Annotated in this window: 13 protein-coding genes and 1 other RNA gene; 6 read left to right on the top strand and 8 right to left on the bottom strand. The window is 54.9% G+C overall.

Annotated elements, in window-relative coordinates; genetic code table 11:
- The first annotated feature begins 16 nt into the window (after positions 1 to 16).
- The 6 genes from ABH909_RS28570 to ABH909_RS28545 all read left to right on the top strand — a co-directional run bounded on the left by ABH909_RS28570 (position 17) and on the right by ABH909_RS28545 (position 7718).
- Complete coding sequence (locus tag ABH909_RS28570; RefSeq protein WP_429439636.1) at positions 17 to 1801, top strand: hypothetical protein; 1785 nt, start codon at positions 17 to 19, stop codon at positions 1799 to 1801.
- Positions 1798 to 2997: a hypothetical protein gene (locus tag ABH909_RS28565; protein WP_429439634.1), complete on the top strand. Its 1200-nt coding sequence runs from the start codon at positions 1798 to 1800 to the stop codon at positions 2995 to 2997. Before ABH909_RS28570 ends, ABH909_RS28565 begins: the two co-directional genes overlap by 4 nt.
- A 1744-nt stretch (positions 2998 to 4741) precedes the next feature.
- Positions 4742 to 6148 (top strand): YfjI family protein, encoded by a 1407-nt coding sequence (locus ABH909_RS28560; RefSeq protein ID WP_429439631.1) that lies wholly within the window; start codon positions 4742 to 4744, stop codon positions 6146 to 6148.
- A complete protein-coding gene (locus ABH909_RS28555; protein ID WP_429439629.1) occupies positions 6135 to 6488 on the top strand; it encodes a hypothetical protein in 354 nt (117 codons plus the stop codon). The genes ABH909_RS28560 and ABH909_RS28555 overlap by 14 nt, the downstream gene beginning before the upstream one ends.
- Positions 6472 to 7452 carry an integrase domain-containing protein gene (locus ABH909_RS28550; protein WP_429439626.1) on the top strand — a complete coding sequence of 327 codons (981 nt, stop codon included), beginning with the start codon at positions 6472 to 6474 and terminating at the stop codon, positions 7450 to 7452. Before ABH909_RS28555 ends, ABH909_RS28550 begins: the two co-directional genes overlap by 17 nt.
- Positions 7449 to 7718: a hypothetical protein gene (locus tag ABH909_RS28545; protein WP_429439624.1), complete on the top strand. Its 270-nt coding sequence runs from the start codon at positions 7449 to 7451 to the stop codon at positions 7716 to 7718. The genes ABH909_RS28550 and ABH909_RS28545 overlap by 4 nt, the downstream gene beginning before the upstream one ends.
- A gap of 167 nt (positions 7719 to 7885) precedes the next feature.
- Here ABH909_RS28545 and ABH909_RS28540 read toward each other — a convergent pair whose 3' ends face one another.
- From ABH909_RS28540 to ABH909_RS28505, 8 genes are all read right to left on the bottom strand, one after another.
- On the bottom strand, positions 7886 to 9142 hold the full coding sequence (locus ABH909_RS28540) for an integrase domain-containing protein (protein WP_429439622.1): 1257 nt from the start codon (positions 9140 to 9142) through the stop codon (positions 7886 to 7888).
- A gap of 187 nt (positions 9143 to 9329) precedes the next feature.
- Positions 9330 to 9723, bottom strand: a transfer-messenger RNA (tmRNA) gene (ssrA, locus tag ABH909_RS28535).
- 114 nt (positions 9724 to 9837) lie between these two features.
- Positions 9838 to 10113: a hypothetical protein gene (locus tag ABH909_RS28530; protein WP_429439619.1), complete on the bottom strand. Its 276-nt coding sequence runs from the start codon at positions 10111 to 10113 to the stop codon at positions 9838 to 9840.
- 299 nt (positions 10114 to 10412) lie between these two features.
- Positions 10413 to 10694 (bottom strand): hypothetical protein, encoded by a 282-nt coding sequence (locus tag ABH909_RS28525; RefSeq protein WP_429439617.1) that lies wholly within the window; start codon positions 10692 to 10694, stop codon positions 10413 to 10415.
- 130 nt (positions 10695 to 10824) lie between these two features.
- Positions 10825 to 13635 carry an FAD-binding and (Fe-S)-binding domain-containing protein gene (locus ABH909_RS28520; RefSeq protein ID WP_429439614.1) on the bottom strand — a complete coding sequence of 937 codons (2811 nt, stop codon included), beginning with the start codon at positions 13633 to 13635 and terminating at the stop codon, positions 10825 to 10827.
- A complete protein-coding gene (locus ABH909_RS28515) occupies positions 13632 to 14303 on the bottom strand; it encodes a LutC/YkgG family protein (protein ID WP_429439612.1) in 672 nt (223 codons plus the stop codon). Before ABH909_RS28515 ends, ABH909_RS28520 begins: the two co-directional genes overlap by 4 nt.
- Positions 14300 to 15757, bottom strand: a complete 1458-nt coding sequence (locus ABH909_RS28510) for a LutB/LldF family L-lactate oxidation iron-sulfur protein (protein ID WP_429439610.1) — start codon at positions 15755 to 15757, stop codon at positions 14300 to 14302. Before ABH909_RS28510 ends, ABH909_RS28515 begins: the two co-directional genes overlap by 4 nt.
- A complete protein-coding gene (locus tag ABH909_RS28505) occupies positions 15754 to 16578 on the bottom strand; it encodes a (Fe-S)-binding protein (RefSeq protein ID WP_429439607.1) in 825 nt (274 codons plus the stop codon). Before ABH909_RS28505 ends, ABH909_RS28510 begins: the two co-directional genes overlap by 4 nt.
- Positions 16579 to 16653: the final 75 nt, after the last annotated feature.

Raw genomic sequence — 16653 nt, 5'->3', positions numbered from 1 at the left:
TGTAGCGATTGCTCCGGTGGAAGGTAAGAAAATGGGGCGTTATTACGAAGACGAAACATGTGAAATTTCCGCTGATAAAACGCGTGCGTATCGAAAGTGGGGGCGAAATCTCTTCAAGATTACATATCAGGTTTCTAAATCTGCAAACTCTCCAATAATCGAAACATACGATCCGAGCGGAAAGAAATTCAGCTTCCCAGCTAGAGCATCTCAAGTTATTTTTGAGGGGTGGAAATCTAAAGGTAATTCACCAGGTGTTCGACTAATTGTCATAGACGGTCAACACCGTCTTAAAGCGCTTCAAGAAGTATACAAGCGCCGCGATGGCCTAATAGATGACTTACTGATCCCTATTTGTCTGCTTTATGCTCCAAAGTCTCAGCATCGTCTTGAGTCAGAAGGTGTTTTAACCATTCCTGAGGTTTTTCGTCAGTTGTTTGTAGACGTGAATAGCACTGCTGAAACGGTTGGTGGGCACTTCAATATTCTTTTGAAAGATAATAATATCGGAAGCCTAATCTGTCGTCAGTTTTGCTCAAGCCTCCTGGAGATGGGAGATGGTCGACAAAAATTGGCTGCGGTTGAGTGGAATACCAAGAAGTTCAAAGATTCCACTAATATTGTACGTAAATATTCGGCAACTTCTATAGGTATTATTGAAAAAGCTCTGAGAGAAAATCTTAAAAAAGGAGCGAACGAGCTTGAATATTGGCTGAACCTTAATAGTGTGCAGGACGCGTTATATCCGGTCGAACATGAGAAGGGGTCGTTTGAGTGTCCTGTCGTAGATTGGGATACTTTTAACTCGCGACAGAGAAAGGTTCTTGCTGAGCAAGTAAATAAATACGCAGTCCCTCTATTGCATGATATTTATTTTCGAGCAACAGCATTCTCTTCGATGTTTGAAGAGTTTCAGCGAAAGTTGAAGCAGCTCGAAGTTAAATGTGAGGATACTCAGAAAGGGATAAATGTTTATACTCCGGCTTACGAGCAGATTCTGGATTATATGCAAATCCCCATCGATAAATCCCGCGATAATAAAGAGGCTTTAGCGGTTGTTCGTGAGTTAGGTGAGCAAGTCGCAGTCGCGATGGATGCAGCTGGGCTAAAGATCGTACAATATGCTTTGTATCAACGAGGTATATTCGCCCTTTGGTTCGATTTGCTAAAAATCGGGAACATCTTCAATGTTCAACCTGCGCTGATAAATGATATTTTAGTCGCGGTTCTTGATGAAGCCCACTCGCATGAGCTGCGCCATGTATTCGACTATAAACAGTCTTACATGCAGCATGCAGTGTTTCGTGCAGATAATATTATAACGATTGATGAGACTAGAAAAGCGCTGAAAAGCTTGCTTGGGTCATTTCTCGGGCTGGAGAAAACACTAAAAGTTATTGCCGGTGTTATCCGGGGTAAGGGTATAAACGAAAAAGACTTTTTGAGCCGGATAAAAACTTATGGTGATCAGTGCCCTGCTGATTTTTTCAAGTCATATGAAAAAGGATATATCCGTGACTTCAAGAAAACCTATACTTTAGATGAAACTCTGAGCGCTAGTGAGAAGGATCGGCTCGCACAAGCTGAAGCCAAACAGAAGCAGCATAAAAAGGAATACAGGGAAAAGATCAGGGCGCGGGAAGATGTTTCAACTGAGTTTGATAGCTTGCTTGATACGTATGTGGCAAGTTCTGTAACGAAAGCTTCAGAATCGTTTAAGATAACTTTGGGCTTGACACTTGATATCATTCCAGGGAGTGGTACCGATGAGTTTGACGAGTATGAGGATCCTATAGAGTGAATATATGCATCATTCAGCTTCATGGAGTGGATAGTGTTGAAGATGCAGATATGTATGCTGAATGTGCTTTAGAAATATATGATAAGGCGTACGATGTTGTTATTTCTATTCAGTCGAGCCCGGCGATATATGAGGAGTTGATTGTCGGGTGGAAAAATAAGAATAATATTATATATGTTGGAGAGCAACGTCGTACTCTGGAAGAATGGCTGCTGTACTATGCTTTTTCTGGTATTCAGCCTGTTGTATTGTACGATGCTATTGCTGGGACCGAAATAGGGGTTTCCACGAGGTTTGATGCTGAGCTTTGCTATAGGCTAAAATCCGAGTTTGAGAAGTGCACTCTGTTGCCTAGTATGAGCAGTGGTGTTATTTCTCAGATAGAAAGTACTTCAGCTTTGGTATCAGGCATTTCACGTAGAGCAGAAAAGCTCTGTTTTATATTGAGTGACCGTCTGAGCAGTTTTTGCGCATTGACCCGGGCTGAAAACTCACTGGCTCGTGGATTAGTGAGTTGGACGGTGAACAAGATTTCATCTTTTGGTCATCTGGATTGTGGCGCGGTAAATATGTTTGAGGCCGTGTTGGATGAGTACCGTGTTCTTGGGAGGCAGGGGAAATACAAAAGCGACTTCATTGAGGATCGTAAGAATCTGCTAATCGCTCTCTCGTCGAGTAAGGCGGCTTCTCATGATAGTTTGGCTCTGTCAAAGTATTTACTAGTTCAGTCTTCATATGGTTTTTCTTTGTCAAAAGTCTATTTGTCATTAGAGTCTAACTTGGCTGCATTGTTTGCATTTCGATCTTTTGAGTTCTTGATGTTGAGTATTTTGATTGGGTTGGGGAAGGTGACTCCTGTTTTCAGTGGCCGAATTCTTTCTTATGAGCTTAACGGTAAGCAGGTTTTAGGTGTTAAAGACCTCTGGGGCGCTCTAAAGCTTAACGTTTTGCTTCTTGAACCGACCTCTCAAGCCCTCTCCTCCTTTATCACGGTTCGGAATAAGTCATATTTAGGGCATGGTTTTTTTCATTCGTCTACAGAAATGGTGGACTTTGTGCTGAGCTGTCTTATAGAAATAGTAAATACCGGATTAAGCGAAGAGTTGAGAGATTATTGGATGATGTATAAGCGATGCTCCAGAGGGCTAAAAATCAAGGATGGGTTTGACGAAGATTTGCTCGCTTTATCTCTATAGTTAAACCAAGTGCGGAGGTGTTGGCAATATATATTACATGCAATGGTCCGGCAGGGCCGTCATGTAACTAAATTTTTGTCTGCCAGGTTGGAATGGTAGGTGAACAGCCTAGAAGGCTGTGGTTGCCGTCCATCTGTTGTAAGTTTGGTTTTAAACCTCTCTGGAGAATAAGGTTGGAAGATTTAACCTTGACTCTGGAGTCATGCACGGTTTCAGTGTCACTCTCGCTAAAGAGATTAGTGGTGGATACAGCATTGATGTCATTTATATGAGTATCTTGTCTGAAGCAGTAGACGTAAGGTATCGCATCGTTTCAGATGTGCTGCCGCGGTGTTGTTCGACAAGGCGTTCTGATATCTGTCCGGTAACCCTGCTCACGCGTTCATCAACAGGTCGGTGAGTCCTTCTCTGTCCCCTCCGCTGAAGGTCATCTCGGTATCCGAACCCCATGGGGCAATGAATTCGGCCCGATGATTGAGGACGGCGTTCGTTGTGCGGAGACTTGGCTTGACGGTTCATAAATTCCGCTACGGTGGGCACTGGCGCAGAGCCGAAAGCGTCATCGCCCTGGGGATTTTCAGGAAGCGTTCGAGGCTGATTTTCTGCTGCGGCTGCAGCAGACGCTGATCATGCGGCGTGAAACTGCCAACGCCCAATCAACCAGCTTTGATGCTTGAGGCTGTATTTGACGTTTGAGATTTTGCTTTTCCCGCCAAACCCTCCGATCCAGCGATCTTTGATCGCGCCGATCGGAGGGTTTACTCGCTTTTTCTCCAAGCCACCCCATTCCACCCCCCCATTTCAAATTTAATTAGTGTCACGCCGTCGTTTGCCCGTCAGAAACTACCCACTATTGTTATCGAGCTCGGTGCAGTTCAGTGTCAGAACTGATCTTGTCGTGTGGCCATGGCTAGAGAAGTGGCGACAGCGGCGACACCGGCGACAACCCATGCAGAACGGGGCCTGGAGCATGGCGACAAATGTGGCGACAGTCGCCACTTTTCCCCCACTTTGCCTGTGACGCTTGACCGACTTTTCGAGTAGGTATAAAAATTGGCGCACGGATCGCTGTCGTTGACAGCACCTGCCCAGGTAGCCAGAACATTCAAGGCTACGCCACTTGTTGGTGGTTCTCCCAAAGTGCGATTAGCGTCCGGCGGCTCGCACGATCACTCCCAAGAGTGATGGATGCCCACTCGACTGATCTGCCCACTGCGGCAGACGATGGACCTACCTCGCTGCGCTGCAGCAATCTCACCTCTTGGCACTCTTCGCTGCGCCAATCCGCGCCCGTCTCTTTCTCTTGGAAAGAGACGGGCGCTCGTACCACTGCTGCAAGCCACGTCGTACAGGGCATTGCCGCAACTCTCCTCGTGACAATCGGCCTGACAAATCCGATTCGTCGCCATCAGCAACGACACAGGCACCGGTGCCGCAGCCTATGGAAGGACTGCCCCTGACTGACAGTCAGGTATGCCCCAGGTGTCTAGGTCTTTGCCTTCTCCCACCCAGAATCTCTAGGTCCCGAACTCGTCACTCGGCACAGCCTCCACCCGCCCGCATCTTCGGATGCGTCTAAGGAGGCCAGATTCATGGGTTCATGCCCTTGCTCCCGGTCGTAAGGAGCCGTTCGTTCCGCGTCAGTGAACACCTCACAGGCCGCAGGGGCCTTGATCCCTGATAACACTCAACAGTCGTGGCGGGACTACGTGAGGAAAACCAGCAATGAACGAGGAGAGGGCCCATGCAGCAGTTAGATCCGAAGCTTGAACTACCACGACCACCTCGACCTTTGATTGAGTCGAATTCCGTGGCCGGGCCTTATCCGATTCAGGCGTTGGGTGGAATTCTTGGGCCTGCGGTTGAGCGCATGGCCGAGGTCATCGGCGTGCCCCAGGCACTGGCCGCACAATCGGTATTGTCCGCCTCGGCACTGGCCACCCAGGGTCACGCAGGCTTACAGCTCGACGGGAGAAACTATCCCCTGTCGCTGTACCTAATCACAGTGGCCGCATCCGGTGATCGCAAGACCGCGGCAGACCGATGTGCATTGCTGCCAGCACGGCAATGGGAGCGTGAGCAGTGGCAGCGCTATCGCGAACAACTTGCCCGGTGCCGTGCCGCACAGCGACAGGCGCAGCGTATCAATCCTGCCGAACCTGATCCCAAAATAAACGTACCGCTCGAAGCAGAGCCCTCTGCCCCTCGACTTATCACCACAGACCCAACCATTGAGGCCCTGATCAAAGGGCTCTGTCATGACTTGCCGAGCATGGGCCTGTTCTGTGACGAAGGCGGGCAATTCCTCGGTAGCAGCACCATGAGTCGGGATAACCGTTTGAAAGCGGTCACGACCTTGTCGTCACTCTGGGACGGTAGTCCGATAGATCGCGCGCGCTCCATGGTTGGTGAAAGCTTGCGAGCCTACGACCGACGCTTGAGCCTGCACCTAATGCTCCAACCGTATTTGGCCATGCAGTTACTCAGTGATCCATTGCTGCAGGGACAAGGCATCCTCGGTCGCTGCCTGATGACCTGGCCCACCAGCCTGGCTGGACAGCGCAGTTATCAGTCTGTCGACTTGTCCAAGGACGCTGCCCTAAAGAGCTATCACCATCGCCTCTTTGCCCTGTTTCATCAGTCTTGGTCATTGTCTCCTGATGGTGCTCTGCAGCTATCACCGCTGACACTCAGTCCGTTAGCCCGCCGTCGCTGGATTGATTTGCATGACGCCATCGAGGCCCAGTTGGGTGAGTTTGGCGAGCTGGCCAACGTACGACCCAGTGGATCGAAGGCCGCCGATAACCTGCTACGCATCGCTGGCATTTTGGCCATGGTGGAGGAGAGCAGTGTCGTGGAGGTCGACCATATCCAACGGGCCTCTGCCTTGGTCGGCTACTACCTCACCGAGATCCAGCGCCTGACCGAGCAGGAACCGGTATGCCGGGTAAAGGAGGAGGCGGACCGCCTGCTGCGCTGGCTGCAGGTCAAGGATTGGAAGCGCTTCAGTATTCGAGACCTGAACCGCAACGGTCCCCGTTTTGCCCGTAAGAGCAGTCGCCATGCCACCAAGCTACTGGTCGAGTTGATTGATCATCAGTGGCTCATCACCGACGGCCACACCTTCGAGGTGCGCCATGTTCAATCTTGATGAAGCGCTGCGCAACCATCTGGCTCAGCGCCAAAAGGAGCCGAAAGCGCGGTTTGTCGCCGCGAGTGTCGCCACTTTGTCGCCACGCTCAAAGCCAGGCAGGACAAGGGGTGTCGCCGCTGTCGCCGATGTCGCCACCCTCCGTAAAACTATCACCTCGACGACAGCCATTATCCAGTGGTTAGAAGAGGAGGGTGCGCATCTCTACATCACCGACAACACGCTGTGTTTTCGCCCGACTGATTGGGCCCAGTTCGCTATCGTGAGTGTGCACTGGAGAGCCCTTTTGCATGATCTCATGGCAGTCGATCAGGAGCAGGAAAATGGCTCGGGTCGGTAAGCGAGCGGGGCGTAATTTTGGCTTTGGTCGCCAGCTCAGCTATGCCGGACCGCAAGCACTGAAGGATCTATTTGGCGACGGCCATTTTGCTACCGTCAAAGCCCATAGCGATCGCTGGCAGGCGTTCGTGAATTGGTGTCGATCTGACGAAGGTCCGAGGCTCAACGACGCGCGGCAGATCGACCGTGACATCCTCATGCGCTACGCCGCCCATATGCGCGAGCAGGTTGAGCAGGGTAACGTCGGCATCGCCACCGCGCAGAACCGCCTGTCCAGTGTGAACCGAACGATGGCTGCGCTACGCGGTGATCATTACGTCAAAATTCCCAGTCCGAGCAAGGCGCTGGGCCTGCAGCGCTCAGGCGTGCGTAGTGAGGCACCGCAAGGCCAAGACCGAGTGCAGGTCAGGCTGATTGCGCAAGCGCTGACAGAGCGACAGCAATCGAGGGTGAGTGCCATTGTGCTCTTAGCTCGGGAGACCGGTATGCGCCTGCGTGAAGCGATCTTGGCGGACCTGCCTCGGCTGCAACGAGAGGCCCAACGACTGGGCAAGATCAACATCCAGGATGGCACCAAAGGTGGGCGGTCAGGGGCATCGGCGCCGCGTTGGATCTCCGTCACCGACCAAGTCAGCGCTGCCCTGAAGAGGGCCACTGAGAGCTCCCCCGCAGGCAGTCGGAACCTGTTAGCACCCGACGAAAGCTACAGAGACTTTATGCAATCAGTTGTGCGACCGGCACGGGACCTACTGCACGAGCATGGATTGAAAGGTTTTCATGAGCTGCGTGCGGCTTACGCCTGTGAGCGCTATGAGCAACTGACCGGCTTCCCTGCGCCTATCAATTGCGGTCGTGGTCATCGAGAAGATCGAGTACTCGATAAGCGTGCACGAGAGCAGATCAGCCATGAGTTGGGACATAACCGCATCGATGTGGTGGGTGCCTACATCGGAGGTCGGCGATGAGGTCCGAGTTCGATATGGCATTGTTTCTGAGCCCCGTTCTCAAAGGCGCGCATGCCACACGGCAGCGGCACATAAGGCAAGCAGAAAGGATGCATGAGGCGATTCGTGAGCGCTGGAGTTGTGCGACTCCCTGGTCCTGGAAGGAAAAGCACACCAGATGGTTTTTAGAGCACTATCTGCGTTGCTCAGCACCAGCGACCGTCTATTACTATGAATTAACAGCAGGGTTGATCCGCCGCAGAAAGGCGCAACTCGTGGTTGTCTGATAGACGCTTTTAAGCATGAGCCCCTGAGTAGGGGAATGCGGAGCCTTCCCCTACTCAGGGGCTTGGCCGAAGAAGTGCGGGTATGCGAGAGCTTTAGCGACATTCGTCACTTCTGTCGCTCTGCTGCACGACACTGATTGTCTCCGGCGTCGCCAACCTTTGGATGCTCAGCGAATTGGCACGACGTTGCGGTCCCTGGTTTGATTGATGGCAGATGCCGACAGGCTGCCAGTGGCCGCCTTCTGGATGTGTTCACTCCACCAGGCCATCATCGGACGGCGGCGTTCGATGTAATCCGCCCGGTTGTAGGCGCTCCGAACTTCGTCTTTATCGACATGGGCCAGCGCGACTTCGATTAGCTCCGGATCCCATCCATGCTCGTTCAGGATTGTGCTGGCCATGGAGCGCATGCCGTGGCTGACTAAGCGGTCCTGAAAGCCCATTCGTTTCAACGCCATGTTGGCTGTCTGGCTATTCGCGTGGGTGCGCGGGTTTCTATCTGACGGGAACACATAATCCCTGTGGCCGCTGTGGGGCTTAAGCGTCTCCAATAACAAGAGTGCATGTTCGGTCAGCGGGATTGTGTGCGGACGACGTTTTTTCATTCGCTCCGGAGGGATGGTCCAGATGCGTTTGTCGAAGTCGATGTCTGCCCATCGGGTGGTCGCCGCTTCGGAGGGGCGGGTCATGGTGTGCAACTGCCATTCGATCAGGCAACGGGTCGTCCGCTTGATGCTGGCGTTCGCGATTTCCATCATGAGCTCCGGAAGCTCATCAGGTGGTAGCGCGGCCATATTCTCTTTCTTGGGTTTCTTGAACACCGCTCGAATGCCGCTGAGAGGGTTGGCAAAGATCATTCCGGAGTTGACCCCGTAGGTCATGATCTCGTTAAGGCGCTGGCTCACTCGCTTAACCGTCTCGAGGCTGCCTTTGGCCTCGATCGGACGAAGCAGCTTGATGACCATCGGGGCGTTCACTTCCGATAACGGCGTTGATTTCATGCTTGGAAAAACATGCAGTGTGAGCGAGCGCCAGATGTCTTCGGCATACGCCGGGGTGACGGAATCCTTCTTCAATTCGAACCACGCGTTGGCTACGTTCTCGAACGTATGTTCCGTTTCCGCTCGTTTGGCTTCCTGCAGTTCATTACGCTGAGCTTTGGGGTCAATGCCCTGTGCAAGCAGCTCTCTGGCCTCAACGGTTTTCTTCCTGGCTTGCGCAAGAGAAACCTCGGGATAGGAGCCGAGTGCCATGTTGATTCGGTTCTTGGTGACGGGATGCCGGTAGTTGAAATTCCACTGCATCGAACGATTGACTCTGACTCGCAGTTGGAGCCCGTCGCCATCCGTGAGGACGTAATCCTTGTCTTTCGGTTTGACCGCCTTGAGCTGACGGTCGGAGAGGCGGGTGGTTTGAGCGCACATGAGAAGTACTCCATGACACCTTTTGGTATTCCCAAGATTAGCGCCGGGTAGCCGGGAATACCATTGGGAATACCAAACCGCCTGGAACTCAAAAAACCTGGAAAGCCCCCAGCAGCCCTGAAATCCCCGTATCCACTGGATTTTAGGTACAAAAAAAGACGTCCGTGGACGTCTTTAGATGATGAAGTGGTGGAGCCGGGGGGATTTGAACCCCCGTCCGCCAGTACTCCGCTGTCGGTACTACATGCGTAGCCGTGTCTATTAAGTTAACCCTCAGCGACCCGACGGGCAGGGTGCTTTGGGCGAGTTGTGTAAGTTTTAGCCGCTTCGTCCACAACGTACTGCACGGCGATTCTGTTCTATATGACAATCACTTTGGGTTTACAGACATCCCCTGATGATTGCTGGACCCGAAGGTACCAGGAGGGAAGGGCTAAGGCTGCTTACGCAGCGAGAGCGTATTCCCCGTAGGTTTCGTCATTGGCAACTATAGAAAGTTGCAACAGTGGATTTACGAGTTCTGTTACCAACTCGGCATGCACCTAAAGTTTCGCAACCGGCGTCGAATCCTAAACGGCCCCGAACCTGCTGTGTGTCACCAGCAGGCGAGCGCAGTGTACGCCAATATGCGCCGAGAGTCGACCTTCTGTCCTTGCCTGCATGTCGGCGAACGCCGGATTGGCTCTGGTCCGGCCCTAATGGCTGTTCATGTGGTTTTGAATGTCCTGAAGCGCCTGTTGCGTCAGGGAAACACACTCCCTGTCATTGTTGGCGGCGTGGGCAGCCTTGGCTTGTTCGGCTTTGGTGATGACGACACCTTTAGTGGCGGCGTCCAGCGTGGCTGCGCTGGATAGCTTGCTGTTGACTTCCTGGAGCTTCATTACGCATTGATCGCTTTCGTTTGAAGCGTATGCGCAGGAGGCCAGCATTGTTGCAGCGATGAGCAGTCCAGCCAGGGCGGAACGCTTCATGGGTATCTCCTGGGAATGGGGGGATTGGGCCGCGCTGATTGGGGCTTAACAAATGGACTGTGATGGCGTGCAAGGGTTCTGTTTTTGCTGGCGATGGGGTGAAAGATTTTGCCGGGAGGGTGAAGCGAAAAAGGGAAAAGAAACGCCTGATCCCTTAAGACGAAATGCAATCTGTAGCAGCTGTCGAGCTCGCGAGGCTGCGTTCGGCTGCGAAGCAGTCGTGGGTGCGCCTGATGCTCCGCAAGCTTGGGTTTTACATGGCTCAGAAGGCCAACCCGAAGGTCGGCCCTCAGTGGTTATCAGCTTTTAGCGCCTTTCTCCGCGTTCTGTATTTCCTGCAGGGTTTGAGTGGTTTCGGAAATGCATTTTTTGGTGCCTTCCTCGGTGTTTTGCGCCTGGTAGGCCTTGGCTTGCTGGACGCTGGCCTCGATGCGAGTTTTCATTTCCGGAGTCAGGGTCTGGGTCTTGGCATTGGCGATGGCTTGCAGGTTGGTTGCACAGAGATCATCGCCGGCGGCAAACGAGGAGGAGGCCAGCATTGAGGCAGTAACGAACAGACCGAACAGTACTGAGCGTTTCATAGGTATCTCCTTCAACTGAGGGGCCAGGCATCGCTGGCCATCAGGACGGGCTGCCAATTTTTGGGAAAGGTCCCGCGTTTACGGGACTTGATCGGTGGACCGCGGCGGTGCATCAGGGTTCTATTTTTCTTCAGCTCGCCCTGGCCTGGGTCACCCGATCCACCAGATAGACCAGCCCGTGGTAGTCAATTCCGCCATGTTGTGTCAGACCGATCTCACAGGTGCGACTGGTGGAAATCCCCTCACTGCATTGCTGTACCGCGTCCTTGAGCGTGCGCAACGAATGAGCATTCAGTTCCGGAGTGGTGAAGCCCTTGTCGCCGGCAAAACCGCAGCAGTGAATGCCTTCCGGGATGACCACGTTTTTACTGCACTTGCGCGCCAGATCGATCAACGCCTGGCTCTCGCCCAGATGCTGAGTGCTGCACGTGACATGCACCGCGATCGGCGCTTCCTGGGGGGTGAAATCGAGGCGATCCATCAAATGCGTGCGGATGAAGCGCACCGGGTCGTACAGATCCAGCCGTGCGTCGCCCAGATCCTGAACCAATCGCAAGGTGCAGGGGCTGGTGTCGCAGTAGATTGGATCGAGCCCGCCACGACTGGCGTGCAGCAGTGCGCCGATCAGTTCCTGGCGTTTGTGTTCGGCCTGTTCGGCGTAACCCTTGGAAGCAAACGGTTGACCGCAGCAGAGGTTGTCCTGATTGTCTGGAAAAACTACCTGATAACCGGCTTTTTCCAGCAGGCCGCGGGTTTTTTCGTACAGCGACATTTGCTCTTTATCACCCGCTGCCGGGCCCATGACCCGCGACACGCAGGCCGCCAGGTACACCACCCGAGGCCGCTCGTCCGACACGGTCGGGCTGAAACGGATGGCCCTTTCCGGCTGCGGCATGGCGTTGGTCCATTGCGGGATTTGACCCTTGGATAACCGCGTCAGCGATGCCGAAAGCTTTGCCAAACGTGGGGCCCCCAGCAGCATCCGCGCTCCGTTGGCCACATGCAGAGTAAAGCGCGCGCCTTGCAATACAGTGGCGAAATTTCCTTCAATCCAGTTAGCGGTTTTCGTATGCGTTGCCTGACGGCTGCGGAGTTTTTTCACCAGTTCGCCGGTGTTGATTCCTACAGGGCAACGTTGCGCACACAGGCCAGTGGCGGCGCAGGTGTCGATGCCTTGGTATTCGTAAGCGGCTTCGAGCTCGGTGGTGTTGACGCCTGCGCGCTTCTTCGCCTGGATATCTCGCCAGATCACGATGCGCTGGCGTGGACTCAATGTCAGGCCTTTCGACGGACACACCGGTTCGCAGAAACCGCACTCGATGCACTTATCCACAATCTCATCGGCGGCCGGCAACGGTTTCAGATGCTTGAGGTGGATTTGTGGATCGTCGCTGAGTACCACGTCCGGGTTGAGAATGCCGTTAGGGTCGAGCAGGCGTTTGAGCTGCCACATCAACTGATATGCATCGCTGCCCCATTCCAGTTCGACGAAGGGCGCCATGTTGCGACCGGTGCCGTGTTCAGCCTTCAGCGAACCGCCGAATTCAACGGCCACCAACTGCGCCACGTCGTCCATGAACGCCTGGTAGCGTGCGACTTCTTCCGCGCTGTTGAAGCCTTGGGTGAAGACGAAGTGCAGATTGCCTTCCAGGGCGTGTCCGAAAAGGATCGCTTCGTCGTAGTGGTGTTTGTCGAATAGCTCGATCAAGCGGTTGACGCCGCTGGCCAGCTGTTCCACCGGGAACGTCACGTCTTCGATGATCACTGTGGTGCCGGTTTTACGCACCGCGCCGACGGCAGGGAAGGTGTCCTTGCGAATCGCCCAGAGCCGGGCGTTTTCCACCGGGTCTTCGGTGAAGTCGACTTGCTTCTCTACCGGGAACCCAGTCAGCGCAGCCATGATCTGCGTCAGCTGTTCCTGAAGTAAAGAGGACGAAGCGGCGCGGGATTCGATCAGCAGGGCGCAGGCATGGGTCGACAATTGTTGTACGAAAGCCGGCATGCCGGGCTTGTCCTGTACCGAGCGCAGGCTGCGACGGTCCAGCAATTCCACCGCCGACACGGGTTGGCTTTTCAGCACGGTGACGGCGTTGCAGCAGGTTTCTACGTCAGGGAACACGACCAGCGCCGACGCCTTGTGCGGGTGGTCGATTACCGTGTCGTAGGTCACCGCGCTGATAAACCCGAGCGTGCCTTCGGAGCCCACCAGCAAGTGGCTCAAGATATCCACAGGCTCATCGAAATCCACCAGCGCATTGAGTGACAGGCCGGTGGTATTTTTCAGACGGTATTTGTGGCGAATTTTCGCAGCCAGTTCGGCATTTGCGCGGGTCTCGCGGCCCAAAGTCGCCAGTTGTTCCAGCAACTCGGCGTGGCTTTCACGAAAGGCCATCACACTGGCAGCATCTTCGGTATCGAGACGGCTTCCATCGGCCAGCACCAGACGAATACCGGCCAGCGTGTGATAGGTGTTTTGCGCCGTGCCGCAGCACATGCCGCTGGCATTGTTGGCGACGATGCCGCCGATTTTGCAGGCGTTGATCGACGCCGGGTCCGGACCGATCTTGCGCCCGAACGGTGCCAGCCAGGCGTTGGCCTGGGCGCCGATCACGCCCGGTTGCAGACGGATTTGCGTGCCCTGACCTCGGATTTCGCGACCGTTCCAGTTATCTCCCAGCACGATCAGCACCGAATCGCTGATGGCCTGGCCAGACAGGCTGGTGCCGGCGGCGCGGAAGGTCACCGGGACTTTATCCCGTTGCGCCAGTTTGAGCAGCGCCACCACTTCGTCTTCGGACTCGACGCGGATCACCAGTTTCGGAATCAGCCGGTAGAAACTGGCGTCGGTGCCGAAGGCCAAGGTAGACAGCGGATCATCAAAGCGTCGCGTTTCAGGAATCAGTTGCTGCACATTTTGCAGGAAAGCCGCCGGTAGACTCATTGGTCCTCCAGGATCAGAACGACCAGGTCTTTCGGGCCGTGGGCGCCATAAGCCAGGACTTGCTCAATGTCGGCAGTCTTCGACGGGCCGGACACCAGCAAGGCGTTGGTCGGCATGCCTTGGGCCCATTCGAACTCCTGCTGCACCTGATAAAAGTTATCGCGGATTTCACTGGCCTTGAGCAGGGCAAAATGCACCGGCGGCACCAGGCTCATCAGGCGCGGTTCTTCCCGCGTCGGCCAGAGAATCAGGCTACCTGTCGCGGCGATTGCGCCGAGGGTGGTGGTCAGGCTGGCCGGGGTGTCGTTGAACAACTCGGCTTTCCATTCCTCGACCGGACGGTCATAGGCTTTGAGCGCGGGCAGGCCAGGATTTTTCGCCCAATGCGCAGTGATGCGTTGACCGTGAGGTGTCGTCGGCGCAATCAACAGGCTCGGCAGCTGGCGATCCTGCAGCAGTTGCGCCAGCAATTCGGGCCAGCCATCTCTGGACGTCAGATGAATTTCGGTGTGCACCGCTTCCATCAGTTTGCGCAGTTGCGGGATGCGTTGTTCTGGCGTGTAGGTGTAGGGCGCTGTCACCAATTCGATATCGAAGTTGTCAGGCACCGGTGTGGTGCCTGTCAGACTGTTACGCAATTTGGCGAGGATATTTTGCTTGGCGCTCATCGACGGTCTTCCTGTTTGGCCAGATGCTCGCGGGCCATGTCATGCAGTGAACGGGCCGCAGGTTTAGGTGCGCTGTGGTTCTGGGTCCACGGACCGATGTTGCTTGGGGTCAGCGCGCGCAAGCGAGTGGCGAAGAAGCCGAACAAGCGATAGAGCGTTGGCGAGCTGTTGAGCTTCGCCCAGGCGTTCCAGATAAACCGTTCTTTGCGTGAGAACTTGCTGCCTTGGCCGCGCATGACTTGATGCGGGCTGTCCGGGGCTTTGACATTCTCTTCCCGCAAGCGACGCAGCAATGCGGGGATCGGAATTTTTACCGGGCAGACTTCGCCGCAAGCGCCGCATAACGACGAGGCACTCGGATGGTCGGGGACTTTCGCCAGGCCGACCATGTGCGGGGTGATGATTTTTCCGATAGGCCCAGGGTAAACCTCCCCATAGGCATGGCCGCCGATTCGGGTGTAGACCGGGCAGTGATTCATACAGGCGCCGCAGCGGATGCAGTTCAGGGTCTGGCGCAATTCGCTGTCGGCAAACGCCTGGCTGCGACCATTGTCGAGCAATACCAGGTGCACTTCCTGCGGACCGTCGAGTTCATGCTCCTTGCGTGGCCCGGAAATCATGTTGACGTAGGTGGTGATCGGCTGGCCGAGGGCCGAACGGGTCAGCAGCGACAACAGCGGTACAACATCCCGCAGGTTTTCGACAACTTTTTCGATGCCCGTGACGGCGATGTGAACGGGCGGCACGGTGGTCGACATGCGCCCATTGCCTTCGTTTTCCACCAACAGCAAAGTGCCGGTTTCGGCCACGGCGAAGTTGACGCCGGAGACGCCGATGTCTGCTTCGAAGAATTTCTGTCGCAAGACCTTGCGACCGATCTGAATGAGTTGGTCTACGTCCTTGGTGTACTCCACGCCAAGTTTGTCATGGAACAAGGACGCGACCTGACCGGCATTCTTGTGGATCGCCGGCATAATGATGTGTGAAGGCTTCTCGTGGTCGAGCTGGACGATGAATTCGCCCATGTCCGACTCCAGGCATTCAATGCCTTGAGCCGCGAGGACATGGTTCATTTCCATCTCTTCGCTGACCATCGATTTGCCCTTGATCACTTGCCGCGCCTCGTGAGCGCGGATGATCGATAAGACGATGCCATTGGCCTCGTCCACCGTTTCCGCCCAGTGCACTGTCACACCGTTGCGGGTCAGGTTCTGTTCAAGCTGCTCAAGTAAATCGGGCAACCTGGATAATGCACGGGCGCGGACAGCATTGCCCAGCACTCGCAAATGTTCTCGCTCAAAGGCATCGCTGAAGGACGCTGCCCGTTTGCTCATCAGTGAATCCATCGCGCTGCGAAAGTTGTTTCGCAGTTGCGTGTCAGCCAATGCCTTGTGGGCCCGGGCGCGAAAATCTTCTTCGACGGCGACCGTAGGAATAATCGCGGAGCTGTTCATCGGGCATCTCCGGTACGCTGCCACAGGAAACTGGCCAAATGCTGACCGCGTAACGCTTCCTGCTGTTTCTCCAGCGAGCCATTGATGTTCATCAGGCAACCGCAGTCGGCACTGAGTACCTTGTGCGCACCGGATTCCTTCAACGAACGGGTCTTGTCAGCCACCATCGCGCCGGAAATATCTGGCATACGGACGCTGAAAGTCCCACCAAAGCCACAGCATTCACTTTCGTGGCTGTGGTCGACTCGCTCCACATTGCTCAGCTGCGCCAGCAACTCACGGCCATGCAGGTGGGTGTTCATTTCTCGACGTGCCGAGCACGACGTGTGCAGCGCCACTTTGACTGGTTCGCCGCTGTCCTTGAGCTGTACCTTGCAGACAAACAGCAGAAACTCCGCCAGTTCATAAGTCCGGGCGGCCAGGGCCTGGACCTGTTTCAGCGTTTGCGGCTCGTCCTTGAACAAGTCAGCGTAGTGTTCGCGCAACATCCCCGCGCAAGATCCCGACGGCACCACCACCGGATAATCACCGGCAAACAGCGCCAGTTGCGAGCGCGCCACGGTCCGGGCCTGTTCGGTGTAACCCGAGGTGTAGGCCGGTTGCCCGCAGCAGCTTTGCCCTTGCGGGTATTCAACACGAATGCCTTCGCGTTCCAGCAGGTGGATCGCGTCCATCCCGGCTTCCGGGTAGAACAGATCCACCACGCAAGTCCCGAACAGGTAGACCCGTGACGGTTTCTCGCTGGGGTATTGCCGAGGCTTGGGCAGTGGGGGGGCGACGCGGGTCGCATTCGGCACTGCGTTGTAAAAAAGCTCGCTCATCAGGCGTGTCTCCGGGTGGTCCCGGTTATCCGTCCGCTGAGGCTGCTGAATATAGAGAGGGAAGCTTTCAGCAGC

It is taken from the genome of Pseudomonas sp. BS3782 TE3695 (assembly GCF_050435305.1).
Taxonomy (GTDB): domain Bacteria; phylum Pseudomonadota; class Gammaproteobacteria; order Pseudomonadales; family Pseudomonadaceae; genus Aquipseudomonas.
Note: the sequence above shows the minus strand (reverse complement) of the source record. Positions and strands in the feature narration are given on the sequence as shown.